Source organism: Acinetobacter sp. RG5, from assembly GCF_031844265.1.
Lineage (GTDB): Bacteria > Pseudomonadota > Gammaproteobacteria > Pseudomonadales > Moraxellaceae > Acinetobacter.
In genome coordinates this window covers 1-25,555 of sequence record NZ_JAUZUV010000024.1, presented here as the reverse complement: position 1 = coordinate 25,555, position 25,555 = coordinate 1, and the positions used below count along the sequence as shown (strand labels likewise).

Here is a 25,555-nt window from a genome sequence, read left to right as displayed (position 1 = left end):
TTATTTTAGCCAAACACGTGCATTACGGCTGCGATTAATACCCAAAGAATGACAATCGCCACGATGGGTTCAACAATCTTTGCCCATGTTGGGGTATTGATAACAATGACTTCTTCGACATCTTGATGCTGCTGATTCTGGCTTACCATTTGATTAAACTCCTTCATTGATGCTTCCAATGATAGCTCTTCTTGCACAATTGGTTTAGAGCCTTTGAGTTCTGTTAGCTTGTTTGTTGTCCAAACCCAATCATCTGCTTGACCAGATAAATGTTCAATTTGCCCGGTCAGTAATTCCTGAATGCTATGGATATTATGGTTGCCGGTATCATGCAGTTGTTTTAATTCAATAAGCTGTAAATGAAAAATTTCTGAAGTGCTGTGCTCAAGCTGGGCTCGATCCAGAGTGGATTGATTTTCCGGACTGGTAGCGAGATGACGCACGATTTCCAGGATATATAATTCATCAGGATGATTGATTTCATTATAAATTTTTTGTGGGTTATGACGCCATTCAGTAATAAGTTTTCCTAAAGTTAAGGCATTGATTTCTGATATATATTTTCGTCTTTCTTCTTTTATATATTCTTTTAGAAGCTCAGGCTTTTGAGTCTCTATCTGTTCAACAAAATATTGTACTAAATCAAAAGCCATTCACTTGCTCCATTATTTTTAATCTAATAGTCTTAAAGTCGGTTTTTTCTTTGGTTGTTCAGTTTGTTCTTCAGTGCTTGATTTTAAAGCATCTTCATCATTTTGTGTATGCTCATATTCACCTGGATCAAAGAATAAACCTTGACCATTTTCACGTGCATAAATACCGAGTATTGCTGCCATAGGCACATAAATATCACGAGAAACGCCACCAAAGCGAGCCGAGAAGCTAATGGCATCATTGCCCATATGCAGCGCATGCACGGCATGTGGCACAATATTCAGAACAATCTGTCCATCTTTAATAAACTGTTCAGGAACCATGGTATTTGGGCGTGTAGCATCCACCAGCAGGTAAGGCGTCATATTGTTATCGCAAACCCACTCATAGATTGCACGTGCCATATAGGGACGGGTAGGGCTAAGGTTGAATTCTTGTTCGGACATGAGGTTTCTCTACGGGTGCTTGAGTTGCGCTGAATAACGGTTCTTTTCCTGCAATGTCATGGATTTTACAAAGGCAGGACGACTGAAAATTCGTTGGCAATATAAATAAAACGGACGGCATTGCTGCTGTGGTAATTCTACGCCCATCTGTTTCAGACGGATAAAAATTGGTGCCAGCATACAATCCAGGATACTAAATTGTTCAGACATAAAATAGGGAAAATGCTGGAATAGTGGCATCAGTGAAATCAGGATATCCTGTAACTGCTTTTGTGCCTGAGTTCTGGCTTTCTTATCCAGCGTATCAGGATGGCGTAACATGAGATCAGCCAGCTTTAACCAGTCATTTTCAAAGCGCCAGATATATTGTCGTTGCTCTGCACGGGGCATTGGGGCATCGGCATACAGTTTATTCTGACGATAACGATCATCTACATATTCTGAGATAATTGAAGTATTAAATAATTTGAGTTCATTTTCGATCAGCATAGGCAATTGATTATAAGGATTGAGACTGGCCAGATCCTCATCATCGGCATCCACCAAAATCAGGTTATATTTAATCTGTTTTTCGGTAAGCACATAGCGAATCCAATGGGAACGAAAGTCATCGGCATGACTATAGAGAGTGATTCCTTGAAGAGGCGCGCTTTCGACTGACATAAATCCTGATGAGCTTCTAATGAATAGACTAGGATACTAAAATTCAACCTAAAAAGCACCAAGCATCAAAGATCAATCGGCTTGAGCCGAGGTAGATTATAAGAAAAACAACTGGAGGAAAATAAGATGCTGATCAAGCTTCCTGTCATTTTGCTATTTATCTGTATTGGGATCGCAAATTATTATTTGATGAAGTCATTCTGGTGTCATGAAGGGGTATGGGGTAAGGATGTGCATGAACAATAACAAGAAAAAAGGTCTAAATTACCAATTAACCGCCATAAAAAAACCCTGGAAAATCCAGGGTTTTTTGTCCGATTCGGTAAACGAATTAACGTTTAGAGAATTGAGGACGTTTACGAGCTTTACGTAAACCAAGTTTCTTACGTTCAACTTCACGAGCATCACGAGTAACGAAACCAGCTTGACGAAGAGCAGGTTTTAAAGTTTCGTCAGAAGCGATCAATGCACGAGTAATACCGTGACGGATAGCGCCTGCTTGACCACCAATACCACCACCAGCAACAGTGATGTAAAGGTCATATTTGTCAGTAGCTTCAAGAAGCTCAAGTGGTTGGTTAACAACCATACGAGCAGTTTCACGACCGAAATACTGTTCAAGAGTACGGTTGTTAATTACGAGTTTACCAGTACCAGCTGATAGGAAAACACGTGCAGTTGCGGTCTTACGGCGACCTGTACCATAATTAGTAGCCATGTGCTGTTATCCCTTAGATGTCCAAAACTTGTGGCTGTTGAGCAGCGTGTGGATGCTCAGTACCTGCATACACTTTCATTTTCTTAATCATTGCATAACCAAGAGGACCTTTAGGTAACATACCTTTAACAGCTTTTTCTAGAACTGCTTCTGGTTTGTGAGCGATTAACTTTTCAAAGTTAGTCTCACGGATACCACCAGGGAAACCAGTGTGGCGATAGTATTTCTTATCTTGTGACTTTTTACCAGTCACAGTGATTTCTTCAGCATTGATAACAACGATGTAGTCGCCAGTGTCAACGTGAGGAGTATAAGAAGTTTTATGCTTACCGCGTAAACGACGAGCGATTTCAGTCGCAAGGCGACCTAAAGTTTTGCCAGAAGCATCAACAACGTACCAGTCGTGTTGAACTTCAGCTGGCTTAGCGCTGAGAGTTTTCATTAAACCACTACCTATTATAGTTGGTTTGGACTATGGAATCTGTCCAAACTAAAGGAGACGCGATTCTAAACGAATACGTGAAGAATCACAAATGAAAATTAAAATTTCAAGCGCTGTATTTTATCTAAGCTGCTGCAATAAAGAAAGGGACAACCCGCAATCTGATTGAAAAATACCCATTATATTTGTAACTATAATTGTGGCTGTATCAAAATATTGATTTATAAGGACACTTTGCAATGATCGCTGCAGCATATAGATGATCGGGTTATAATATTTTTAGCTTTGCCAAATTGAGAAGATGATGCTGCCTTTATATGTCACCAGTGGGGAACCTGCCGGAATTGGTCCTGATATTTGCCTGAGTCTTGCAGAGCGTGTTGATGAGCGCCCAATTGTGGTATTGGCGGATATAGATATGCTCAAGCAACGTGCTCAGACACTTAAATTGCCGGTTGAGCTGATTCCATATCAAGGGCAGGATGCATCTTCAGGCATCGGTGAGCTTTTTGTAGAGCATGTACCTTTGCAGCAAGAGGTGGTATTGGGTGAATTGAATCCGAACAATGCTGCTTATGTACTGGAGCAACTGCGTCGATCTGCAGACTATGCCATGTCAGGAAAAAGTGTCGGCGTTGCGACTGCGCCTGTACAAAAATCTGTAATTAATGAAGCAGGTATTTCTTTTAGTGGCCATACCGAGTATTACCAGGAATTTGCCGGTGTTCCACGTGTGGTCATGATGCTGGCCACCAAAACCTTACGTGTGGCTTTGGCCACTACCCATCTTCCGCTTCGTGCTGTGGCAGATGCAATTACGCCTGAGCGTTTACATCAGGTGATTGATATTCTGATTCATGACCTGAAATCCAAATTCAAGATTGAACAGCCGAAGATACTGGTTTGTGGTTTAAATCCGCATGCGGGTGAGGGTGGTTACTTGGGGATGGAAGAAATTGAAGTGATCAATCCGGTACTCGAAAGTTATCGTGCTCAAGGTATCAACATGAGTTTAAGCCTACCTGCTGATACTTTATTTACTCCAGAAAACCTAAAAGATGCTGATGCTGTTCTGGCGATGTATCACGATCAGGGTTTACCTGTGTTAAAATCACAGGGCTTTGGTGAAGCCATTAATATTACCCTCGGCTTACCGTTTATTCGAACTTCTGTTGATCATGGCACAGCACTCTCCCTTGCGGGGACCGGACTTGCGAAAAGTTCCAGCCTGCACGTTGCTGTCGATTTAGCCCTCGATCTGGCGCGCCACTGATTATTGTTCATCACTCACGTTGGAAATGTTTTTATGTATCAAATTAATGCCTTAAACCCAAAAGATGAAGGGCATCAGGCTCGAAAAAGATTTGGTCAAAACTTTTTACATGACCAGCGTGTCATTGCCAAAATTGTACGCTCAGTCAATCCGCGTCCAGGTCAGAACATTCTAGAAATTGGCCCAGGTCTGGCTGCTTTGACTTCACCTTTAATTGGTGAATGTGATGCCTTAACCGTACTTGAGCTGGATCGTGATCTGGCTGCTGGCCTGCCGGGTCGTGTGCCGCATCCTGAACGTTTAACCATTATTGAAGCCGATGCATTGAGATATGATTATTCTCAATTGTTTCAGGAAGGTCGTCCATTACGTGTAGTGGGTAACTTGCCTTATAATATTTCAACGCCACTGTTATTTCATCTTTTGGAATTTGGCGACAAAGTGCAAGATATGCATTTCATGTTGCAAAAAGAAGTGGTCGATCGTATTACCGCATCACCAAATACTAAAGAATATGGCCGTCTGTCGGTGATGATTCAATATTTCTGTAAACCGACTTTCTTGTTTGAAGTGCCACCTGGATCTTTTAATCCGCCACCAAAAGTGACCTCAGCGGTATTCCGTTTAGAGCCTTATAAAGTTAAACCGATTGTGGCGAAGAATGAAAAAGCGCTGGCACGTCTGGTATCGCATGTATTTACCCAGCGTCGTAAAACTCTGCGTAACAGCTTGAAGGGGATGCTGGTCGAAGAGGGTTTTGAAAAAGCGGGTGTTGATCCGATGGCGCGTCCAGAAACCCTGTACCTTGAACAGTTTGTTGCACTTTCAGATCAAATGGTGGCTTAAATTACGATGAACCGCACTGCTCGATATAATTATGTGATTGGGGATGTTCAAGGCTGTTTTGAGGCCTTGAAAGCTTTACTCAAGGAAATCCAGTTTGATGCAGAACAAGATTTTATCTGGTTTGCTGGAGATTTGGTTGCACGGGGTGAAAACTCAATTGCTGCATTGCGGTTTATCAAAAAGCTGGCTGAACAAGGTGCGGCTGCGACGGTCTTGGGAAATCATGATTTGACTTTGCTGGCTTATGCCCGCGGCATCAAACCGGTGAAAGAAAAAGACAATGTTCGTGATGTGATTGATGCGATCGACAGTGATGACTTGATTGACTGGCTGCGCAAACAGCCAATGTGTCTATTTCCAAATGAGCAGACTATCCTGACGCATGCTGGGATTCCGAATATCTGGAGTGCAGAAAAAACTGCTCAATTGGCACAAGAAGTCGAAGCGATCATTGCTCATGATGACTTCGAGGTGCTGGATGATTTTCTGAAAGAAATGTTCGGGAAAGAACCCGCACTTTGGTCGGATCAGCTACAAGGCCATGAACGTATTCGCTGTATCGTGAACTACCTCACCCGAATGCGTTTAACTGACGCTGAGGGACGTCTGGAATACAGCTTTAAAGATGCGCTGGATGATCCGATGCCGGAAGGTTTTAAACCTTGGTTTGAGTTTGAATCACAGGCTGCGAAAAGTCATCAGATCCTGTTTGGTCACTGGGCCGCCTTGAATGGTAAAACCATTTCGAACAAGATTCAGAATGTAGATGGCGGTTGTGTCTGGGGTAATCAACTGATGGCATTCCGCCTAGAAGATCAGCAGATGTTTGCAGTGGATAATCCGGCGATGTAAGCACATTCCATAAAAAAGCCACGTGATTACGTGGCTTTTTAGTTTTAAAATTTAGTCTGCTCGAATCCAGGTCTGGTTACGGCCTAGAACTGAAACGCCAATACTGGCACGTAAGGTTAAACGTTTACCCGTATTGTTTAAACGCATTTTTGCATCATAAATTTTACCTGCCAATGGGTCGATAATACGACCTTTATCATAATTCTTGGTGCCTTCAACCAGTTTTAGGCCTTTTAAAATGGTCATACCTAAAATAGGCTGATTGGTATAAGGTGCAGGACAGTTATTGCATTTTTCACGTGGATTATAGTCTGGGCGAGGCGTGATTTTTACAATTTTGCCTGAATAGGTATTATTTGCTTCTTTGCTAATGACGATAATCGCTTTAGCCGCCCCCGTTTTATCATCAATTTGTTGCCAGGTCCCGGTAATATCGTCTGCCCAAAGATTGGTCATACATCCTGCTGTAAGCGCGGCAAGTAATATTTTTTTAAACATAGAGAGTCATTCCAAAGAATTTTTATCATCGCCCGCTCATGTTAGAAATCTTACTAAAATAGTCAACACTTATCTGAATACTATAGAGTTGATACACTGAAAAAAGCTGCCAATTTGGCAGCTTTTTTGAATAATGAGAATTAGGTATTAATCTTGGCGAATCCAGGTCTGGCTACGGCCTAAAGCGGACACACCCACATAACCACGCAAGGTTAAACGTTTACCATTGGCATTTAGACGCACTCGAGCGTCATAAACTTTACCTGCCAATGGATCAATCACTTTACCTTTTTCATAATTGTTGGTGCCTTCCACATGTTTTAAGCCAGTCAATACATCCATGCCCATGATCGGCTGATTGGTATAAGGCGCGGGACATTTATTGCAGGTCTTTTGTGGAGTATAGCCTGGACGTGGAGTCACTTTGATAATTTTTCCAGCAAAAGTTCCATTATCATTTTGACGAATTTCAATAATTGCTTTAGGTGAGCCGGTTTTATCATCAATTTGCTGCCAGATGCCCGTCAGATCCTGTGCATAAGCAGTCCCAGTCATCAGTGCAGCGATGAACATTAATCCTAATTTAGTTTGTTTCATTATATTTATGCCTTTTTTATAGATGAATAAAATATCCCCAACACAAAAGTGCTGTTTTTATTAATCCTGGCGAATCCAGGTTTGTGTGCGACCAATCGCAGAGATCCCGATATATCCACGTAAAGTCAGTCGTTTCCCATTGGCAGAAATCCGCCCTTTTAAATCATAAATTTTGCCAGTGAGTGGATCGAGTACCCGGCCATGTGCATAGTTATTTTTGTTGGTGGGTTTCAGTCCTTTAATGACGTCTAACCCCAAAATCGGTTTATCGGTATAAGGTGGTGGACATTTGACACATTTTTCCCGTGGTGTATAACCTGGGCGAGGTGTGACTTTAGTAATCGTTCCGGTATACGAGCCATCAGCCTGCGTTTTCATTTCAATCAATGCTTTAGGTGAGCCGGTTTTATCATCAATCTGTTGCCAGAGACCAGATAACTCCTGAGCAAAGGCCAGAGAGCTAGTGAATAAAGAAGCTGAAAAAACAGTTAAAAGTGTGATTTTATACATGCGATATCCTTATTTTTTTATGAACATTCACCTAATTCCATGTGGTGAATGCTGATGCAAACTACGTTAATACACTTTCATAATCTATATTGCATGAAAAAAGCGTATGTTTAATATTCATACAACTTAATGCATTAAAATGCAAGCTTCTATCTACTAAAGCATAACCCCGTCACATTTTATTTAATAAAGCAGGAATTAATCCTGCTTAATCCAGGTTTGACTACGGCCTAGTGCTGAAACGCCGATATAGCCGCGTAGGATCAGACGTTTCCCATTAGCACTTAATTTTGCTTTGGTGTTATAAAGATTCCCTGATAATGGATCAAGCAGCTTGCCTTGAGCAAAACTGTTATTGCCGACGTGCTTTAAGCCAGTGAGCACATCCAGGCCGAGAATAGGTTTATTGGTATAAGGTGCAGGACAGGACACACAGTTTTCTTTCGGGGTATATCCAGGACGCGGGGTGATTTTTGTGATCTTGGCAGCATAGACGCCGGAAGCCGTCTCACGAATTTCGAGGAATGCTTTAGGTGAACCAGTTTTGTCGTCAATATTTCTCCATGTCCCTGAAAGGTCAGAGGCCAAAGCCAGATGGCTGAAAGAGGCTAAAAGTAAAGTTGAAAAGAATTGAACCTTTTTCATATATCTGTTCCTAGGTTGGATTAGAGTTCTTACTCTATAGTAAGAACGATTACCACATAAAACAAATGATTAATTTGATTCACTAGTCACATTTTTTGCAAATAAAGTATAAACGTAGGCAACCAGACCGCGGTAAAGACTGCATTGACGGCCATACCAAATGCGGCATAACGTCCTGCAATACTGCCACGCTGCCAGGCCTGAGCTGTACCAATGGCATGTGCGGCTAGTCCTAAAGCCAGTCCGGAGGCACGTTCATCATTGATATGTTTGAGAATAAATGGAGAAAAAGCTGCACCAATCACACCAGAAAGAATCACGATTAGAATGACCATGCTGATGGGTGCATCCAGCAGGGTGGCAATATTAATCGCAATTGGAGTGGTCACTGCGCGGGTAGCAAACGCCATAATATCTGCAGAGGACATATGCAGCAGATAAGCTAGTCCCATCGGCAAGGCGACAGCACTGATACTGGCAAAAACCAAAATGCCGATAATGGCTTTGAGCGGCAAGTCATCGTAGCGCATCGCGGCCAAAGGGATAGCAAGTGCGACGGTCACATAGCCGAGTAAATGGTTGAAAAGTGGATTAACTTCATCCATGTAATTTTCATAGGGAATGCCGAGCGCAAATAAAATCACCAGTACAAAGAACATGCTGAACACGATGACGGGAATTTGCGGAATGAACCGGTTACAGGGTTTGGCAATCAGATAGGCGATGAGGGTAACCGCAAAGCCATACAAAATAGATAACATGCGGAACTCCTATAACCAGCGCTTGGCCATTTTGGCGTAAATCCATAAAGGAATCAGGGTGCTGAAAAACATGATGAACAGAAAGGCCGGAATTTTCTGGCCCATATGTACCAGCATCATCAGTGCACCTGCACTGACAGGCAGGAAAGCAAAGGCGCTTTCCTTCATCAGTTTGTTATTGGTATCCACGAGGCGAGCGGGGAGTTTGCCAAAGTAGCGCCAGGTAAACAGCGCAATTAAAAGGCTCAATAACCCGACCAGATTGCCTAATTCAGGATGATTCAGTTGGGTCATTAACCAGACCGAAGCTTCCCGAAAGACAATAATAAGTAACAGGGTGCCGATCCATGCTGGCCAGTCTATTCGTTTTATCCAGTTCATTGCTATGATCATTAATATTAATAAGTTTACTTATCAAGTTTTACTCGATCTTTGACTGGATTTCAAACGCTTCCAGTGGACGTTGAAATTGCTGCGCCTGTTTGCCTAGAATTTCATCTACAGGTAAATGCGCCTGTTTAATTAACTGTTCCAGTTTTTGTGGGGCAATTCGAATGTGCAGATGCAGTTGGCCTTCATCATCATAATGTTCAGACTGAATCACATTCAGACCATAGAGCTGGTTACGCAGCTTGCCGTAGGCAGGTTTCAGGATTAAATCGAAGGACTGTAGTTGCCCCATCAAGGACTCATGTACCGCTTTACGCAGCAGGTCGATACCTTCGCCACTATGTGCCGAGACATAGACCCGTTCCGGTTCGCCCGGGCGTCGATAAATAATTTTGGCTTCTTCACCGCTACAGTCAATTTTATTGTAGACCTGAAGGATGGGAACATCGGCCCCAATTTCTTTCAGCACTTTGTCAACGGCTTCAATCTGTTCCAGCATCTCTGGGCTACTTGAATCAATCACATGCAGTAACAGTGTGGCTTCAACGGTTTCTTCCAGCGTTGCCTTAAAGGATTCTACCAGTGAATGGGAAAGATTACGGACAAAACCTACCGTATCGGCCAGTACCAGATTGCCGATTCCATCCCATTCCAGACGCCGTAAGGTTGGGTCCAAAGTGGCAAACAGCTGATCGGCTGCATAGACATCGCTGTTGGCGAGTAAATTAAACAGGGTAGACTTACCAGCATTGGTGTAACCGACCAAAGATACCGTCGGCACAGCCGCTTTTTGACGGGCAACACGGCCTTGCATCCGGGTCTGGCGGACTTTATCAATACGTGCCTTGAGCTGTCCCATACGGATACGCAGCAAACGGCGGTCAGTTTCCAGCAGGGTTTCACCCGGACCACGTAAACCGATCCCGCCTTTCTGGCTGTCGAGATTGCCACGACTACGAATTAAACGTGAAGATAAATGTTGTAACTGTGCCAGTTCGACTTGCAGCTTACCTTCATAGGTACGGGCACGCTGGGCAAAAATATCCAGAATCAGTTCAGTACGATCGACCACGCGGCATTTGATCACCTGTTCCAGATTTCGGGCTTGGGCCGGGGTCAGGGCATGGTCAAAAATGACCAAATTGGCCTCCAGTTCTTCAACACGTTCAGCAATTTCTTCTGCCTTGCCGGAGCCGATAAAAAATTTGGCGTCAGGTTTGATCCGCTGAGCATGAATATGTTCCAGAATTTCAGCATCTGCAGACTGTGCCAGCAAACGAAACTCTTCAGCATCAAGGTCATCCAGCATTTGTACGCTGACACTCACCAGAATGACGCGCTCTTTCCCTCGATGTTGTTGTAAATATTCCACTCAGGCCCATCTCCACTTGAAAACTTTAGTGTAGTTGAAAAAAGGCTGTGCAGATACTGAATTAGCGCGGCTTTGGTTTAAAGTGCGCTGATAAACAGTTGTACAAGTGTTACCAGTACCACGGCATAGATAACGGTGCCGCCCAAAATATATTTGAGCACTTGTAAAGGTTGAGGTGTGTCGTTCGCGGGCTGGGTTTGATCTGGCATGGCTACGATCCTTTTCAATCTAATATTTCGATAGTTTTAGTTTGAATGATTTTTTAATCCAATTAAAATTGAAGATATAGATGTTATTGGCCGATTTTTATTATCAATGCAAGTTGCGAATGAACAGTATAGAATGAGTTTAATTCGTGGATATTCCCTGTATCTCGCTTAGGATTTAATGACGTTTTTATGAACTCGACTGTACAAAACCAGACTCCAGATATCGAAGGCTTGGCCAAGTTTTTCCTGTATAGCCGGAAAATCACAGCTTCATTGGCTACCATTAGTGAAGGGTTTTACTTGGTTTTTCGTCATGGCTTATATAAAAATCCGAATAACCCGACCAATACGCGCTATGTGCAACATTTTTGCCGTCAGTTATGCAAAGTATTCAATATCGAAGTGCAGGTGCATGGCGAGATTCCACGTGAACCCGCCTTATGGGTCAGTAATCACGTGTCATGGCTGGATATTGCAGTTCTGGGTTCAGGGGCGCGGGTATTTTTTCTGGCAAAAGCAGAAATTGAGAACTGGCCGATTTTAGGCAAATTGGCCAAGGGTGGGGGTACCTTATTTATTAAACGTGGTTCAGGGGATTCTGTCAGGATTCGTGAACAAATTACCGGTTTCCTCAAACAGAATATTCCGGTGCTGTTCTTTCCTGAAGCGACGACTTCTGATGGGCGAGCCATCAAAAAAGTGCATGGCCGGATTTTAGGCGCCGCGATTGAAGCGCAGCGTCCTGTACAAATCTGTCTGATTTGTTATGTGAATCAGCAGGGCGAACTGGATATGGTTGCGCCGTTTGTCAATGACATCAGTTTTGCCGCCCATGTCAAAAAAGTACTGGAAATGCCGCAAGTCATTGCACATTTAGTGGCTTTACCTGCAATTGCCACTGAAGGGCATACGGTTGAAAGCCTCACCCGTGTGGTTCAGGAAAAAATGCAGACTGGCCTAGTTGAACTTCAGTCACGGGTATTAAAAAAGCCTCAATAAGAGGCTTTTTTATGGTTTCTGTTCGAAGAATCAAGCTTACATAAAACCTTCAATTGGCAGCCAAGACACCAGCTTAAGGCCAGCTTTCTGATACCATTTCATTTTGGGTTCTTTGGTAAATGTTTGAACGTCACCATTGGCTTTCTTGATTTTCCAGTTAATGTTCTGATTCGCATCGAGCACTAGTTTATAAGCATATTTGCTTAAATTTTTGTCCATGGTGTCGTGTACTGCACGTGCCAAAGACGGACTGTTCAGCAACACGCCAATTTCAGTATTCAGATAAGCTGAACGCGGATCAAAGTTAAAAGAACCAATAAACACCTGTTTTTGATCCAGTGCCATCAACTTGGCATGCAGGCTGGAACGACTCAATCCTTTCAGGCTGACTTTGGCTTTTTTCGAAATTTCCTCTGTATTGGCATTTAGGTGATTGGCTTCTGGCGCTGCTAAGAACTCATACAGCTGCACCCCATTTTTCAATAGATCCTGACGATATTTAGCGTAAAAAGCATGCACCACAGCAACGTCGTTGGCCTTAAAAGAGTTGGTCAGGACGCGAACCTTGATATTTTCATTCGTCAGTTTCTTTAAACGGTCTGCACCAATTTTTTCCGGAACAAAATAGGCAGAGACAATATCGACACTTTGTTCAGGTTTTTCCAGACGCTGTAATAACTGGAAATTCAGGTGTTCTTCGGTTTTGGCCTTGGCCTTGATTTTGCTCGGTGGATCTTTGACTACTTCGGCTTCCGCCCAATCCAGCTGAATGTTTTGTTCCAGCCATTGGTCAAAGGCTCTGGAACGATTGGCCAGATCCAGATAATTTTGAGTGGCTGGCTCCTGACTATGGGTTTCTAGCTGTTGTTTTAAGCTTGGAAAACGTAAGCCATGATGCCGTGGATTCACCACCTCTTGTACCGGATAGGCATAATCATCATTCCAGTATTCATCGAAGGAATGAATGATTTCATCCGATGCTGCACCGACCAGCATCACATCGACATCAGAGAACTGATAGCTTTCACTGACATTATAATACTGGTTACTCATATTGCGCCCGCCAATCAAGGCAATCTGGTTATCAGCAATAAAGCTTTTATTGTGCATGCGGCGGTTAATGCGCTTTAAATCCAGCACCATGTCCATGGCGCGGTATTTACGAAAGCGATAGGGATTATACAGTTTGACATCGATATTTTGATGCTGGTTTAAGGCCAGATAAATCCCTTCCATTTTCTTGGCATTATTGTCATCCATCAACAGGCGCACTTTTACGCCACGATCTGCTGCCTGAATAATCGCATGCAGGGCGAGGGCACCGATTCGGTCGTTATCCCAGATGTAATATTGCAGATCCAGACTGCGTTCCGCTTTATTAATCAGCTGAATCCGAGCAGCCAGTGCTTCAAGCGGATCATACAGCACGCGATAACCAGTCAACCCGATGTTCTGATCACGTAAAGGTTCAACAATTTGTGCCAGGCTGGTTTGCGAGGTATCCGTTTCAAATGCCATCTGGCTTGGCTGTTCGGTTTGCTTGGGTAAGGTGCTACATGCAGGTAGACCCAGAACCAGGCTACAGCTCAGTAAAATGCCGGCTTTATAGCGATGAGTGCGTATAAAACTTGAGGATTGAAGGTGAACTTGATCGCGGGGAGCAGTGGCCATATAAGTCGAAGAATGAAAAATTAGAATTGAGTATAATTGCCAGCTATGAAAAGATAAATATAAAGCCAGTAATCTGCTGCTCGACTGAATAAGGCCAATTTATGTGGGATTCGAATTCCGTACTGTTTTATTTTTATCTGGGAATGGCGATTTTAGCCATCTGGGCTGTGGCTCAGGCATGGTCGAGCCAATCACGTACCGAAACCATTCATCCCTTTAAAGCTTTTGGTCATTTGCTGGCGTTTTATCTTGCCTATTTATTAATCCCTTTGGTTTTCTTCAGTATTTATGCTGGATGGACGGGGTATTATTCTCTGCATGAAGCCATTTTTGTATTTTTGCTCAGTGGGGTTTTGACTTATGCACGCTTTATCGAGCCGCATTTAATTCAAGTGAAAACGACACAATATCAGATCAATGCAGATAAACGTTTAAAGCAGCCGGTGAAAATCGCCCTGATTGCAGATTTGCATATCGGTCTGTTTTCGGGTCATGAGCGTCAGTTGCGACAAATTGTACACAAATTAAATCATATTCAACCTGATTTGGTGGTGGTTGCTGGCGACTGGACTTACGAGCCAGAAAATAAACTGGCACAGGAATTGGCAGTTTTAAAAGAGATTCACGCTCCGGTCTATTCAGTCAATGGTAACCATGACGAACAATATCCCGGACCGCCGATTCGGGAACTGTTGCACTATGCACTACAAGTCAATCAGGTCATGGATATTGAAGGTCAAATTGTCGAATTTGATGAATTCCGACTTTTGGGCGTGGGTGATCTCTGGGCTGGAAAAGCCGACATGCGCAGTTTGCCAGACTTGCCTCAGGACAAGCCTTGGGTCATTCTTTCGCATAACCCGGATACGGTCGATATGATTCCGAAACTGCCGACACGTCCTTTAATGCTATCCGGGCATACCCATGGCGGACAGGTGGAGCTGCCTTGGCTGACCGATTACGTCATGAAAAAGGTTTCAATTTTGGGACATAAAAAGGGCATGTACCGTCATGAACATGCAGATGTGTTCGTGACTGTCGGTACCGGTTTGGTCGGTGTACCTTTCCGTTTCCGGGTGCCGCCTACCATTGATATTATTGAACTGATTTAAATTCAGCCGGCATTCTGTACCGCGTTAACTGATGATCCAGACCAGAATCAATAACACGACTGCGACGGCTGCCATCATCCAGATTTTCTTTTCGATTTTTCGGGTTGGCACATTTTCACGTAATTGTTGCGCAGTGATTTCAGCTTCTGTGGATGTGCTCAAACTAGGATGGGTGGGGATTTCCAGTGGCGGTGTCACCAGGTCGATATCACCGGCATCATCACTAAAGCGTGGACCGGTACTTTCATGCTTCATGACCACATCATGTTCCCGCACAATTTCATCAATCACTTGCAGCGCCTGAGCTTCATCCAAGGGTGTATTCTCGGTGATATAGCGAACAGCTTCTAATTTTTTATCATCTTCCAGCAAAATAATGATATTGACCAACTGCTCCTGCGAGAGGTATTCAATAAGATCCTGCATGGCCTTGCCTCATTTTTTTAAATTGAGTTCATTTGATTGTTGAGCAAATTTAACGAGATAAGTAGCCGAGTTTTGTTGTGAAATGATAAAAAAAGCCAGCATCAAGTGCTGGCTTTTGAATCAATCTAAAATCTTAGATCTGATTATTTACATCATCATTCTTGGTTTCACGAATCAGCAAAAACGCGACAAGCGATAGGATAGATGCTGCGGTCAGGTAATAACCGACTGCAGACAAACCATAGGCTGTTGCCAGCTTGGTTGCGATTAACGGTGCAAATGATGCGCCGAAAATGCCTGCCAAGTTAAAGGTCAATGCAGAACCCGTGTAACGTACTGAAGTCGGGAAGATTTCAGACAATACAGTACCGATTGGCCCATAAGTTAAGCCCATAATCGCCAGACCAATACACAAGAACAGGAACACCACCAAGGTGCTGCCAGATTCAAGCATATCTGCAAAGAAGATACCGAAGATCGCAGAAATGACACATACCGCAATCGAAGTAGTCTTACGGCCAAATTTCTCGGCCAATACTGCTGAAAGTGGGATAAATGCAGCAAAACATAGGGTTGCAACTAACTGCAATTGCAGGAATTCTTCACGAGAATAACCGAGTTGTTTGGTTCCCCATTGCAATGCAAATACCGTAGTAAGATAGAACACAACGAATGTACAGATTGCAGCAATCGTACCCAGAACCAGCATACGAGAATGCTTTTTGAATACCTGAACAAAAGGAACATTCACCTCTTTTTGTTTATCTAGTACTTTCTGGAAAGCAGGTGTTTCATGCAATTTTAGACGAATCCATAAACCGACAATTACCAACAAGGCACTTGAGATAAACGGAATACGCCAGCCCCACGCCATAAAGTCAGCTTCAGACATGAAAGCGCCAAGGGTCAGGAAAGAACCTGTTGCCAGAATAAAGCCGATTGGAGCACCCAGTTGCGGGAACATGCCATACCAGGCACGTTTGCCTTCAGGGGCATTTTCAGTAGCGAGAAGTACGGCACCTGACCATTCACCGCCCAGACCCAAGCCCTGACCTAAACGGCACAGTGCAAGTAACAGTGGTGCAGCAATTCCGATTTGCGCATAAGTTGGTAACAGGCCAATCGCAACGGTTGAAATCCCCATAGTTAGCAAAGCTGCAACTAAGGTGGCTTTTCGTCCGATCCGGTCACCTAAATGACCAAATAATGCTGCACCAATCGGACGGGCAATAAAGGCAATGGCAAAAGTCGCAAGAGACTGAATGGTTGCGGTCATCGGATCTGTACTAGTAGGGAAGAACAGATACGGAAAAATAATGACAGCAGCGGTGGCATAAATATAAAAATCGAAGAACTCGATTGTGGTGCCTACCAAGCTCGCTGTTAAAACGCGAAATTTTGAATTTTGTGCTGGCTGAGCAGCAGAATTAGACGACGCCATGGAAAACCTTACACTTACTAAAAATAAAAAAACTTAGTTTTAAAAGCGTAATCTTTTTAAAAAAGGCGTAATTTTTTAAAAAAACAACTGCAATCTTCTCGCTTCAACTCGCTCAGGGTCACTGAAATGAAAAAGGAGATGATTAAATCACGTAAAGATAGATAGACAGAAAATGTGATCCTGCGCCTATCAATACAAATATGTGCCAGATAGCGTGGGTATATCTTACTCTTTTTAAAGCGTAAAACAATGCACCCACGGTATAAGCGAGTCCACCAATGATGAGAAAGGTTAAAGATTGAGCACTTAAATATTGCTGCATGTCATCAATCACCAGCAGCGCCAGCCAGCCCATGGCCAGATAAGCCGCCAAAGAAAGTTTCTGGAAACGATGAATGAAAACGAACTTGAAAAGTGTACCAAGAAGGGCAATCACCCATAGCGCAATCAATAAATACTGGGCTTTGGCGGTCGGAATGGCAATCGATAGGAAAGGGGTATAAGTTCCGGCGATTAAATAATAAATCGCAGTATGATCGATTTTTTTATAAAAATAACGGCGGTCTGCTGCAGTGGCCATGTGGTAAAGCATGGAAGCAGAAAATAACAGAATCATGCTCAGTGCATAAACCCAAAGACCAATCCATTGTCCAGTACTCAGGTAAGACCCTTTAATAATTAAAAGAATACCGGCAATAATGGACAGCCCGGCACCTACACCATGACTAATATAGTTAATCCGTTCCTCATTTTGATCATAATCTGGAACCAGTGGAGCATTCTGCATGATTGTCATTCTTTTTCAAATATACACTTGTATAGTAATTCAATTTTGCTTTTAGGTTAAGAAGATTTAAACTTGATGCGCAATTCATTTCAGGTTTTATCTATGTCAACGTTGGCAACTCTCTCAGATCAGGAACAGCAATTCTTGGATACCTTTCAGCAAGCTGTTGAAAGGAATCAATTCGATCGCCTGATCTTAAGCCAGTATAAAGGTGAACTGCAGGATTTAGAGAAAATGACCTTGCGAGTCATTACATTAAATGAACAGCGCGTATTGAGCTGTCTATATCGTTACAAGACGCAGGATGTCACGAAAAATTATCCTTTAGATGAAGCATTATTCCAGGTTACTTCACTACTGGCGTGTTGCAAACAGGCCAATCTGATGACAGTAGATGAAGAATTACAGCTGAAAAAAAACAAGAAAAAAGCTATGTTAACGCGTAGCAAACATAAAGCCACGATGAATCAGGTGAAGCCTGCTGAACAAGGCCATGACCGGATTAAACAACGTTATGTCGATCAGGACAGCATCTTTCTCCAATATCTCGGTATTACCGATCAAAAAGCGCAAATCATTCCGAGCATGGCGCGTAAATGGAAGCAGATTAATAAGTTTGTAGAAATCTTCTCAGGTGCATTGGCACAGATTAAGCCACAGGCTGAAGGCCTGCGCGTGGTGGATTTTGGTTCGGGTAAGGGCTATCTGACTTGTGCTTTATATGACTATATGCAAAAACATGGTCAAACGCCGTATGTCACCGGGGTAGAGCTTAATCCGAAAATGGTTGAATTCTGCCAGAATGTCGCGCAGCAATCTGGTTTTGATCAGCTGGACTTTTTCCAGGGGGATGTCCGTACTTATGCACCGGAACGTCTGGATGTGATGATTGCCTTACATGCCTGTGATGTAGCAACAGATTTTGCGATTCATAGCGGGATTCGCCTGAATGCGCAGATGATCATGTGTGCACCGTGTTGTCATAAGGAATTGCGTCCGCAGTTGCAGGCGCCAAAAGTCCTCAGCCCGATGTTACAGTTTGGTATTCATGCCGGACAGCAGGCAGAAATGTTGACCGATACCATTCGTGCTTTACTGCTCAAAGCTTATGGTTATGAAACCAAAGTTTTTGAATTTGTGGCGCTGGAACATACCAGTAAAAATAAAATGATTCTGGCGACAAAACGTAAAGACTATCAACAACCTGATCAGGCGGTTCTGGCACAAATTCAGGCCTTAAAAGAGATGTATGGTATCCAGAAACATTCACTGGAATTGTTGCTCAATGACCAGTGGGATCAGCAGGGAATTGGTTCTAAATGCTAAACAACCCAGAACTGAAAATAGTGTCCGGCAGCTGGAAAGCTTTGGCAGTGTATGCCAAAGCGATTCGTGAAGCCGTGTTTATTCAAGAACAGCATATTGCAGCTGAAGATGAGTGGGATGCTGAGGATGTGGTTGCTGTACATTTCATTGTTTTTCAGCAGGATCAGGCGATTGCTACAGCACGCTTATTGTCAAATAACAGTATCGGTCGGGTTGCAGTCCTAGCAACAACACGCGGTTTAGGTGTTGGTCAGCGCTTGATGCAGGCCGTGATTGACTATGCGCGTGCAGAGCAGCGTAAGTTGGTAAAGCTGTCTTCGCAAGTGCACGCCATTGGCTTCTATCAAGCGCTGGGATTTGAAGCTCAAGGTGATGAATATCTGGATTGTGGAATTCCGCATATTGATATGTATTTAAAGCTTTAATTTTCAGCCATTCAAATACGAAAAAGCGAGGCATTGACCTCGCTTTTTTATGCATAGACTGAATCTGGATCAGTGGCCATGTGCTGCATTTGAGCTGTGCTCGGCATTATCCATATTGGCATGTTCTTCAGCTGACATATTGTGTTCAGCGGCTGTCGTACCTGGATGAGCAGTATTGGCAGCTTCACGTGATTCACGATCTGCTTGCGCTTTGGCAATGGCTTCTGGAGACATCGTCGGTGCATTTTTAAAAGCGTGTTGCTGGGTAGTTTGTTTATTTTGCTGGCTTGGCATGTAATCCGGTTCATTACTTATCGCGAGCCAAAAAATAAGCATGAATAATCCACCTAAAATACAGAAGATGATAAGTGCTTTCCAGCCCCAAGGAGATTTTTCAGGTGAACTGTGATCAGTCATAGGTCTTACCCACGTGGATATCAAACTTATGTAACTTTATAACATAAATTGATCAAAAAGCAGATCGAAATCTGTCATCAGATGACTCTGTTTATTGCTTGAAGTAAATTCAGAGAATAAAAAAGAGGAAACACGTTCCTCTTTTATTTAAGTGACCACACTATTGAATCGGCTGGGCGTGTGCTGCGCGATCTTTGAGGAGTTGTGGGGCTTTGAAGCGTTCGCCATATTTATTTTCAAGTACTTTGGCACGGGTCACGGCTTTGGCTAAACCATACTGATTCAGGAATTGTACTGCACCGCCCGTCCAGGCGGCAAAGCCAATACCAAAAATGGAACCCACATTGGCATCGACTACAGATTCCAAAACACCTTCTTCTAGACAGCGAACCGTATCCAGTGCCTGTACAAACAGGAAGCGGTCAATCATTTCCTGTTCAGAAATATCGTTGTCTTTTTTCCAGTGGCTGAGACCAGACCAGAGCTGCTTTTTGGCATCGGCCGGATAATCATAAAAACCTGCGCCTGCGGCCTTACCTTTACGGTTAAATTCGTGAATCATGCTGTGAATCACGTCATCCGCAGGTGATTTAGTGATGGTCTGACCTTGTGCTCCTAAAGCTTTGTATCTTTCATTGGCCACATGTTCAGACAGGGTCAAGGACACTTCATCCTGAATCGCCAACGGGCCTACCGGCATACCGGCTTTGAGAGCTGCCATTTCAATTCGTGCCGGATGTACGCCTTCTGCCAGCAGACGCAAGCCTTCCTGTACAAAGGTGCCAAACACGCGGCTGGTAAAGAAGCCACGGCTGTCATTCACCACAATCGGTAATTTGCCAATCTGCTGCACGAAATCGAAAGCTTTGGCCAGCGTTTCTGCCGAGGTATTTTTACCTTTGATAATTTCGACTAGCTGCATTTTATCGACCGGACTGAAGAAATGCAGGCCGATAAAGTTCTGATCATTTTTTGAAGCCTGGGCTAATTCTGTGATCGGCAGGGTCGAGGTATTCGAAGCCATCATCCCGTTGCTGGCAAGATATTGCTCTGCCTCTTGCGTGACTTGAGTCTTGAGCGCGGGACTTTCAAAGACGGCTTCAATGATCAGGTCACAACCCGCTAGATCTTCATTCGATGCAGTCGCTTGAATCAGACCCAGAACCTGATCTCGTTTCTCGGCTGTTAAACGCCCTTGAGCGACTTTTTTATCCAGCAGTTTCTGGCTATAGGATTTGCCTTTTTCAGCCGCTTCTAATGAAATATCTTTCAGAACTACTGGAATGCCTTTGCTGGCAGTGGCATAGGCGATCCCAGCACCCATCATGCCTGCACCTAAAATACCGACTTTAGTGGCTTTCCACTTTTCAATATCTTGAGGGCGACTGGCACCGGACTTGATTGCATTCAGACCATGCCAGAAAGTGCCAATCATATTTTTAGAAATTTGACTGGTCGCCAAATAAGTAAAGTAACGCGATTCAATGGTCAGGGCAGTATCGACATCGACCTGTGCACCTTCTATCGCAGCCGACATGATCGCTTCAGGCGCAGGATAACAACCTTTGGTTTTATCGCGCAGCATCGCCGGAGCAATTGCCAGCATCTGGGCAACTGCTGGTGTCGAAGGGCTACCACCCGGAATTTTATAGCCTTTTACATCGAATGGCTGCTGAGATTTTGGATTGGCTTTGATCCAGGCAATGGCCTTTTTCAACAGTTCATCGGTACTGTCTGCGACCTCATGAATCAGCCCTAAAGATTTAGCTTTATCGACTCCAAACTGTTTGCCTTCCATTAATAAAGGAAGGGCATTTTGCAGACCGAGCAGGCGGATGCTACGGACGATACCACCGCCACCTGGTAATAAACCCAGTGTGACTTCAGGCAGGCCAAATTTGCTTTTAGGGTCATTCAGGGCAATACGATGATGGGCACACAGGGCAATTTCCCAGCCACCGCCAAGCGCCGTGCCATTCAGTGCAGCAACCACAGGAATACCGCGAGTTTCGATATAGCGTAGTTTGGCTTTCATCTCTTCAATCATATTGAAGAATTCAGTTGCATGTTCAGGAGTGGCTTGAATCAGTTCATCCAGATCGCCGCCAGCAAAGAAAGTTTTTTTCGCTGAACGGAAAATAATCCCGGCAATATCTTCATCTGCTTGTAACTGGGCAACGACTTCATCCAGTGCCGTGCGAAAGTCGGCATTCATGGTATTTGCAGACTGGTTTGGAGAATCAAACGTTAAAATAACAATATTATCTTCATTTTTTTGATATTGAATTGCGCTCATTATTTTTCTCCTTATACCAGTTCAATAATGGTTGCGATGCCCATACCACCACCCACGCAAAGTGTGGCTAATCCACGTTTTTTCCCCTGGCGTTCCAGCTCATCCAGCAAAGTGCCTAAAATCATGGCTCCAGTCGCACCGAGTGGATGTCCCATGGCAATTGCACCGCCGTTGACATTCACCTTAGCAGAATCAACCTTCATCTCATTGATAAAGCGCATCACCACTGCAGCAAAGGCTTCATTAACTTCAAACAGGTCAATATCATCAATTGTTAAACCGGCTTTCGCCAAGGCCTTACGAGCAGCCGGGGCAGGGCCGGTCAGCATAATGGTCGGATCTGCACCGACCAATGCCGTCGCCAGTACTTTGGCACGTGGCTTCAGACCTTGTTCTTTTACTGCTTGTTCCGATGCGATCAAAACCACAGCCGCACCATCGACAATGCCCGAGGAATTCCCGGCATGATGCACATGATTGACAGCACCGACTTCAGGATATTTTTGCAGGGCAATTGCATCAAAGCCCATTTGCCCCATAGTGGCGAAACTTGGATTGAGTTTGCCGAGGCCTTCTGCGGTCGTTGTCGGTTTGATAAATTCGTCTTTGTCCAGAATTACCACACCAGCTTTGTCTTTTACCGGGATAATAGAGGCGTTGAAATAACCATTGGCTTGAGCGGCAGCTGCTTTCTGTTGTGATTGTTCGGCAAACTGGTCTACATCGGCACGGCTATAACCGTCAATCGTGGCAATCAAATCTGCACCAATACCTTGCGGAATAAAGTCACAGGCCATATTGGTCTCAGGATCCAGTGCCCAAGGACCGCCATCTGAACCCATCGGCACGCGGGACATGGATTCGACGCCGCCTGCCACAACCAGATCTTCCCAGCCAGAACGGACTTTTTGTGCGGCCAGATTAACCGCTTCCAGACCGGAAGCACAAAAACGGTTGATTTGCACGCCTGCTACATCATTGTCCCAGCCGGCAGCGATGGCAGCCGTTTTGGCAATATCGGCCCCCTGATCACCAATCGGGGTGACACAACCCAGCACAATATCATCGACTTTTGAGGTGTCCAGTCCGTGACGGTCTTTCAGTTCATTGAGTAAACCAGTCAGTAATGAAATGGGTTTTACTTGATGTAAAGATCCATCTTTTTTGCCTTTTCCGCGTGGCGTACGAATGGCGTCAATAATATATGCCTCGCTCATAGCATGTTCCTTTTATTGATTTAATGAAAATTATTCTAATGATTCGAGTGTAATCCTTAATTTTTGAAGTGCAATGACGAGAACGGGTCAGATCAATTGAGCGATTTAGCCAATTGTAATTATAAAAAAGCCTAAGCTAATGCTTAGGCGGAGAGAACTGATTTTAATTTTTAAATGTTATTTCGCAACATCATTTGATTAATGATAGCCATGCAATTGACGATACAGACCCGGGGTTACACCGGTCCATTTCTTGAAGGCGCGGTGGAAAGTACTAGTTTCACTGAAACCGACTTGTTGTGCAACATCTTCAAGGGTCAGATCCGGATTAAGTAACAGGTGAATTGCTGCATCACGGCGCAAGGCATCTTTTACGCCTTGATAGCTTTTGCCTTCGGCTGCCAGACGGCGGCGCAAGGTTTGCGGTGATAGATAAAGCATCGACGCGACATCGTTTAATGTCGGCATTTCTTCGCCAATCTGGCTCTTCAGCACATCACGAATACGTGAAGTCAGCGAGTTGGTGTTTTTGAATTTCACCAGCAATTGTGCCGGCGCAGCTTTCAAAAACTCTTCTAAGGTTTCTTCATTCTGGCGAATTGGCAGGTCCAGATAATCCGCAGCAAAAGTGATCTCGGTGCGTGGCATATCGAACTGCATTACCGGCGCAAAGAACAGGGCATCATATTCATCGGCATGGTCTGGACGAGGGTAGCTAAAATGCACGCGTTCCAGTGGCAGGCGACGCTCAATGAGCCAAGACGCCAAGCCATGCCAGATCATCAGCATGCTTTCAGTAATGAAATGATCCGGATCCATCGCATTTGGAATCAGCGGAACCAGACGTGCTTCGTGTTTGTCGCGTTCCAGGGTCACCGACCAGTCATCACCAAAGAGTTTGTAGAACTGGGAAGACAGTTCCAGTGCATCACCCAGAGTTTTGGCATGAATGATCAGCTGGCACATGATCGCAAAAGTACCCAACCGGCGTTGCTGTTTGTCAAAGCCGACATGCTCGTCCTGGGTCACCATCCACAGCATTTTAATAAAGCGGGTATATTGTTCAGGCGAAATACGCGCTTTGGGCTGATGCAGCAGTTCTGCTTCAATCCCGACGTGAGACAATAAAGTATCGACATCCATGCCCAGACGCTTAACGCCAGATAAGGCTGCATTGACGAAGTGGATACTGATCGTATCACGACTCATGTTTAATCCTTCAGTCTCTTTAATGTTCACTAATAATTGACCTAAATGACGAAAAATAATAAAGCAATGGCAATTTACAAGAATACCTTTGCCATTTTCTTACATATTAGATTGCCGAAACTATCAAGGTAAATGGCTGAACATGACATTGTTTTTATTCATTTATGTGCCTAAGATGCTAAAAAAAGCAATATAAGTAGAGCAAATACTCCAATGTCATATGCATTAAAAGGATTGAAAATCCTAGATTTTTCTACACTTTTACCCGGCCCGTTTGCGACCTTATATCTGGCTGACCTCGGCGCCGAGGTTGTGCATATTGAATCACCGACCCGACCGGACCTGTTGCGATTAATGCCACCCTTTGCCAATGGACAGGCCACTTCACAAAGTTATTTGAACCGAAACAAGCAATCGGTTGCACTGGATTTGAAAGATCCTGCGAATATTGAACTGGTTAAATCCAAGATTGCAGATTATGACATTGTGATTGAGCAATTCCGTCCCGGTGTAATGCAACGTCTTGGGCTAGACTATCAAACCTTAAGCGAAATTAATCCGAAACTGATTTACTGTTCCATTACCGGTTACGGCCAAACTGGCACATATAAAGATAAGGCAGGGCACGACATTAATTATCTGGCTTTATCCGGAATTGCCGGACACAGTGGCCGGATTGAAAATGGTCCACCAGCCTTGGGAATTCAGGTCGCCGATGTTGCAGGTGGTTCCATGCATGCCGTGATTGCGATTCTGGCCGCGGTGATTGAACGCCAACAAAGTGGCAAAGGCCAGTACATTGACATTTCCATGACCGATTGTGTGGTAACGATGAGCAATCTGGCAGCTTCTGCCAGTCTGGCTGGCAATCAGCATCAATCTCCAGAATCCGGCTATCTGAATGGTGGAACTTTCTATGATTATTATGAAACCCAAGATGGGCGTTATTTGTCGATTGGTAGTCTGGAACCACCATTTATGCAGGGGCTGGCACAGGCTTTAGAGCTGCCGATTCTCCTGGACAAAGGCGCTTCTTATGCCGCTGAAGATCATGCTGTGGTGAAGCAGGCGATTCAGAATAAAATCAAGACCAAGTCATTAGCTGAATGGCAAATGCTGTTTGCCGCGCTGGATGTCTGTGTCGAACCGGTGCTCAGACTTGAGGAAGCGTTACATTCTGATCTGGCTCAGCAGCGGGGATGGATAGTACAGGTGCCACTCAAATCCAGCAGTCAGCAGACCGAAGCACAATTGGCTTGTCCGATTAAATTTTCACGTTCTACGATACGCTATGAGTTTGTAGGACAGCAATTGGGAGAAAGTCAAAATTGGTAATATTCTTAACGTGTTAAT

29 protein-coding genes are annotated in these 25,555 nt (G+C 44.1%); 8 read left to right on the top strand and 21 right to left on the bottom strand.

Annotated elements, in window-relative coordinates; genetic code table 11:
• Positions 1-5: 5 nt before the first annotated feature.
• From Q9R21_RS13880 to rplM, 5 genes are all read right to left on the bottom strand, one after another.
• A complete protein-coding gene (locus tag Q9R21_RS13880; RefSeq protein ID WP_311204708.1) occupies positions 6-653 on the bottom strand; it encodes a hypothetical protein in 648 nt (215 codons plus the stop codon).
• Positions 654-671: 18 nt separating this feature from the next.
• Positions 672-1,100 (bottom strand): ClpXP protease specificity-enhancing factor, encoded by a 429-nt coding sequence (locus Q9R21_RS13875; protein WP_311204707.1) that lies wholly within the window; start codon positions 1,098-1,100, stop codon positions 672-674.
• Between the two features lie 9 nt (positions 1,101-1,109).
• Complete coding sequence (locus tag Q9R21_RS13870) at positions 1,110-1,763, bottom strand: glutathione S-transferase N-terminal domain-containing protein (protein ID WP_180180542.1); 654 nt, start codon at positions 1,761-1,763, stop codon at positions 1,110-1,112.
• A gap of 331 nt (positions 1,764-2,094) precedes the next feature.
• A complete protein-coding gene (gene rpsI / locus Q9R21_RS13865) occupies positions 2,095-2,481 on the bottom strand; it encodes a 30S ribosomal protein S9 (protein WP_004281681.1) in 387 nt (128 codons plus the stop codon).
• A gap of 13 nt (positions 2,482-2,494) precedes the next feature.
• Positions 2,495-2,923: a 50S ribosomal protein L13 gene (rplM, locus tag Q9R21_RS13860; protein WP_004281682.1), complete on the bottom strand. Its 429-nt coding sequence runs from the start codon at positions 2,921-2,923 to the stop codon at positions 2,495-2,497.
• Positions 2,924-3,224: 301 nt separating this feature from the next.
• Here rplM and pdxA point away from each other — a divergent pair, with 301 nt between their 5' ends.
• Genes pdxA through Q9R21_RS13845 form a run of 3 tightly spaced genes read left to right on the top strand, consistent with a single transcriptional unit; the run spans position 3,225 to position 5,894 of the window.
• Positions 3,225-4,196: a 4-hydroxythreonine-4-phosphate dehydrogenase PdxA gene (gene pdxA, locus Q9R21_RS13855; RefSeq protein ID WP_311204706.1), complete on the top strand. Its 972-nt coding sequence runs from the start codon at positions 3,225-3,227 to the stop codon at positions 4,194-4,196.
• 33 nt (positions 4,197-4,229) lie between these two features.
• On the top strand, positions 4,230-5,042 hold the full coding sequence (rsmA, locus tag Q9R21_RS13850; RefSeq protein ID WP_311204705.1) for a 16S rRNA (adenine(1518)-N(6)/adenine(1519)-N(6))-dimethyltransferase RsmA: 813 nt from the start codon (positions 4,230-4,232) through the stop codon (positions 5,040-5,042).
• 6 nt (positions 5,043-5,048) lie between these two features.
• The gene (locus Q9R21_RS13845) at positions 5,049-5,894 is read left to right on the top strand and encodes a symmetrical bis(5'-nucleosyl)-tetraphosphatase (RefSeq protein WP_044111683.1); all 846 of its coding nucleotides are present in this window, start codon (positions 5,049-5,051) and stop codon (positions 5,892-5,894) included.
• A 51-nt stretch (positions 5,895-5,945) separates the two neighbouring features.
• On the opposite strand, the gene Q9R21_RS13840 is transcribed toward Q9R21_RS13845, so the two are convergent.
• From Q9R21_RS13840 to Q9R21_RS13805, 8 genes are all read right to left on the bottom strand, one after another.
• Positions 5,946-6,392, bottom strand: a complete 447-nt coding sequence (locus Q9R21_RS13840; RefSeq protein WP_004281686.1) for a DUF2147 domain-containing protein — start codon at positions 6,390-6,392, stop codon at positions 5,946-5,948.
• 147 nt (positions 6,393-6,539) lie between these two features.
• Positions 6,540-6,989 carry a DUF2147 domain-containing protein gene (locus Q9R21_RS13835; protein WP_004645963.1) on the bottom strand — a complete coding sequence of 150 codons (450 nt, stop codon included), beginning with the start codon at positions 6,987-6,989 and terminating at the stop codon, positions 6,540-6,542.
• Positions 6,990-7,049: 60 nt separating this feature from the next.
• Positions 7,050-7,499 (bottom strand): DUF2147 domain-containing protein, encoded by a 450-nt coding sequence (locus Q9R21_RS13830; protein ID WP_044111684.1) that lies wholly within the window; start codon positions 7,497-7,499, stop codon positions 7,050-7,052.
• 198 nt (positions 7,500-7,697) lie between these two features.
• Positions 7,698-8,144 carry a DUF2147 domain-containing protein gene (locus Q9R21_RS13825; protein WP_005106118.1) on the bottom strand — a complete coding sequence of 149 codons (447 nt, stop codon included), beginning with the start codon at positions 8,142-8,144 and terminating at the stop codon, positions 7,698-7,700.
• 86 nt (positions 8,145-8,230) lie between these two features.
• Positions 8,231-8,905 carry an LrgB family protein gene (locus tag Q9R21_RS13820; protein WP_180086482.1) on the bottom strand — a complete coding sequence of 225 codons (675 nt, stop codon included), beginning with the start codon at positions 8,903-8,905 and terminating at the stop codon, positions 8,231-8,233.
• Between the two features lie 9 nt (positions 8,906-8,914).
• The gene (locus tag Q9R21_RS13815) at positions 8,915-9,286 is read right to left on the bottom strand and encodes a hypothetical protein (RefSeq protein WP_004281691.1); all 372 of its coding nucleotides are present in this window, start codon (positions 9,284-9,286) and stop codon (positions 8,915-8,917) included.
• Positions 9,287-9,326: 40 nt separating this feature from the next.
• A complete protein-coding gene (hflX, locus tag Q9R21_RS13810) occupies positions 9,327-10,667 on the bottom strand; it encodes a ribosome rescue GTPase HflX (RefSeq protein ID WP_311204704.1) in 1,341 nt (446 codons plus the stop codon).
• Positions 10,668-10,744: 77 nt separating this feature from the next.
• Positions 10,745-10,876: a hypothetical protein gene (locus tag Q9R21_RS13805; protein ID WP_267313459.1), complete on the bottom strand. Its 132-nt coding sequence runs from the start codon at positions 10,874-10,876 to the stop codon at positions 10,745-10,747.
• A 189-nt stretch (positions 10,877-11,065) separates the two neighbouring features.
• Here Q9R21_RS13805 and Q9R21_RS13800 point away from each other — a divergent pair, with 189 nt between their 5' ends.
• On the top strand, positions 11,066-11,875 hold the full coding sequence (locus Q9R21_RS13800; protein WP_004281693.1) for a 1-acyl-sn-glycerol-3-phosphate acyltransferase: 810 nt from the start codon (positions 11,066-11,068) through the stop codon (positions 11,873-11,875).
• A 36-nt stretch (positions 11,876-11,911) separates the two neighbouring features.
• On the opposite strand, the gene Q9R21_RS13795 is transcribed toward Q9R21_RS13800, so the two are convergent.
• The gene (locus Q9R21_RS13795; RefSeq protein ID WP_311204703.1) at positions 11,912-13,546 is read right to left on the bottom strand and encodes a phospholipase D family protein; all 1,635 of its coding nucleotides are present in this window, start codon (positions 13,544-13,546) and stop codon (positions 11,912-11,914) included.
• Between the two features lie 101 nt (positions 13,547-13,647).
• Between Q9R21_RS13795 and Q9R21_RS13790 the strand changes: the two genes are divergently transcribed.
• Positions 13,648-14,658: a metallophosphoesterase gene (locus tag Q9R21_RS13790; protein WP_253113516.1), complete on the top strand. Its 1,011-nt coding sequence runs from the start codon at positions 13,648-13,650 to the stop codon at positions 14,656-14,658.
• 24 nt (positions 14,659-14,682) lie between these two features.
• Here the strand turns inward: Q9R21_RS13790 and Q9R21_RS13785 are convergent, their stop codons facing one another.
• The 3 genes from Q9R21_RS13785 to Q9R21_RS13775 form a co-directional block, all read right to left on the bottom strand.
• The gene (locus Q9R21_RS13785) at positions 14,683-15,084 is read right to left on the bottom strand and encodes a hypothetical protein (RefSeq protein WP_004732173.1); all 402 of its coding nucleotides are present in this window, start codon (positions 15,082-15,084) and stop codon (positions 14,683-14,685) included.
• A 133-nt stretch (positions 15,085-15,217) separates the two neighbouring features.
• Positions 15,218-16,525, bottom strand: coding sequence for an MFS transporter (locus Q9R21_RS13780; RefSeq protein WP_004281697.1), 1,308 nt, complete (start codon positions 16,523-16,525; stop codon positions 15,218-15,220).
• 142 nt (positions 16,526-16,667) lie between these two features.
• Positions 16,668-17,312 carry a hemolysin III family protein gene (locus tag Q9R21_RS13775; protein ID WP_253159474.1) on the bottom strand — a complete coding sequence of 215 codons (645 nt, stop codon included), beginning with the start codon at positions 17,310-17,312 and terminating at the stop codon, positions 16,668-16,670.
• A gap of 102 nt (positions 17,313-17,414) precedes the next feature.
• Between Q9R21_RS13775 and Q9R21_RS13770 the strand changes: the two genes are divergently transcribed.
• Together Q9R21_RS13770 and Q9R21_RS13765 are read left to right on the top strand one after the other, a co-directional pair.
• Complete coding sequence (locus Q9R21_RS13770) at positions 17,415-18,638, top strand: SAM-dependent methyltransferase (protein ID WP_195725625.1); 1,224 nt, start codon at positions 17,415-17,417, stop codon at positions 18,636-18,638.
• On the top strand, positions 18,632-19,063 hold the full coding sequence (locus Q9R21_RS13765) for a GNAT family N-acetyltransferase (protein ID WP_311204702.1): 432 nt from the start codon (positions 18,632-18,634) through the stop codon (positions 19,061-19,063). The genes Q9R21_RS13770 and Q9R21_RS13765 overlap by 7 nt, the downstream gene beginning before the upstream one ends.
• Positions 19,064-19,132: 69 nt before the next feature.
• On the opposite strand, the gene Q9R21_RS13760 is transcribed toward Q9R21_RS13765, so the two are convergent.
• The 4 genes from Q9R21_RS13760 to Q9R21_RS13745 all read right to left on the bottom strand — a co-directional run bounded on the left by Q9R21_RS13760 (position 19,133) and on the right by Q9R21_RS13745 (position 24,202).
• Positions 19,133-19,480 carry a hypothetical protein gene (locus tag Q9R21_RS13760; RefSeq protein ID WP_311204701.1) on the bottom strand — a complete coding sequence of 116 codons (348 nt, stop codon included), beginning with the start codon at positions 19,478-19,480 and terminating at the stop codon, positions 19,133-19,135.
• A 160-nt stretch (positions 19,481-19,640) separates the two neighbouring features.
• Positions 19,641-21,776, bottom strand: coding sequence for a 3-hydroxyacyl-CoA dehydrogenase NAD-binding domain-containing protein (locus Q9R21_RS13755; RefSeq protein WP_311204700.1), 2,136 nt, complete (start codon positions 21,774-21,776; stop codon positions 19,641-19,643).
• Positions 21,777-21,787: 11 nt separating this feature from the next.
• Positions 21,788-22,993 (bottom strand): acetyl-CoA C-acetyltransferase, encoded by a 1,206-nt coding sequence (locus Q9R21_RS13750; protein WP_311204699.1) that lies wholly within the window; start codon positions 22,991-22,993, stop codon positions 21,788-21,790.
• Positions 22,994-23,191: 198 nt separating this feature from the next.
• Positions 23,192-24,202 carry an AraC family transcriptional regulator gene (locus Q9R21_RS13745; protein WP_004645946.1) on the bottom strand — a complete coding sequence of 337 codons (1,011 nt, stop codon included), beginning with the start codon at positions 24,200-24,202 and terminating at the stop codon, positions 23,192-23,194.
• A 213-nt stretch (positions 24,203-24,415) separates the two neighbouring features.
• On the opposite strand from Q9R21_RS13745, the gene Q9R21_RS13740 reads away from it, so the two are divergent.
• Positions 24,416-25,537, top strand: coding sequence for a CaiB/BaiF CoA-transferase family protein (locus Q9R21_RS13740; protein WP_213687620.1), 1,122 nt, complete (start codon positions 24,416-24,418; stop codon positions 25,535-25,537).
• Positions 25,538-25,555: the final 18 nt, after the last annotated feature.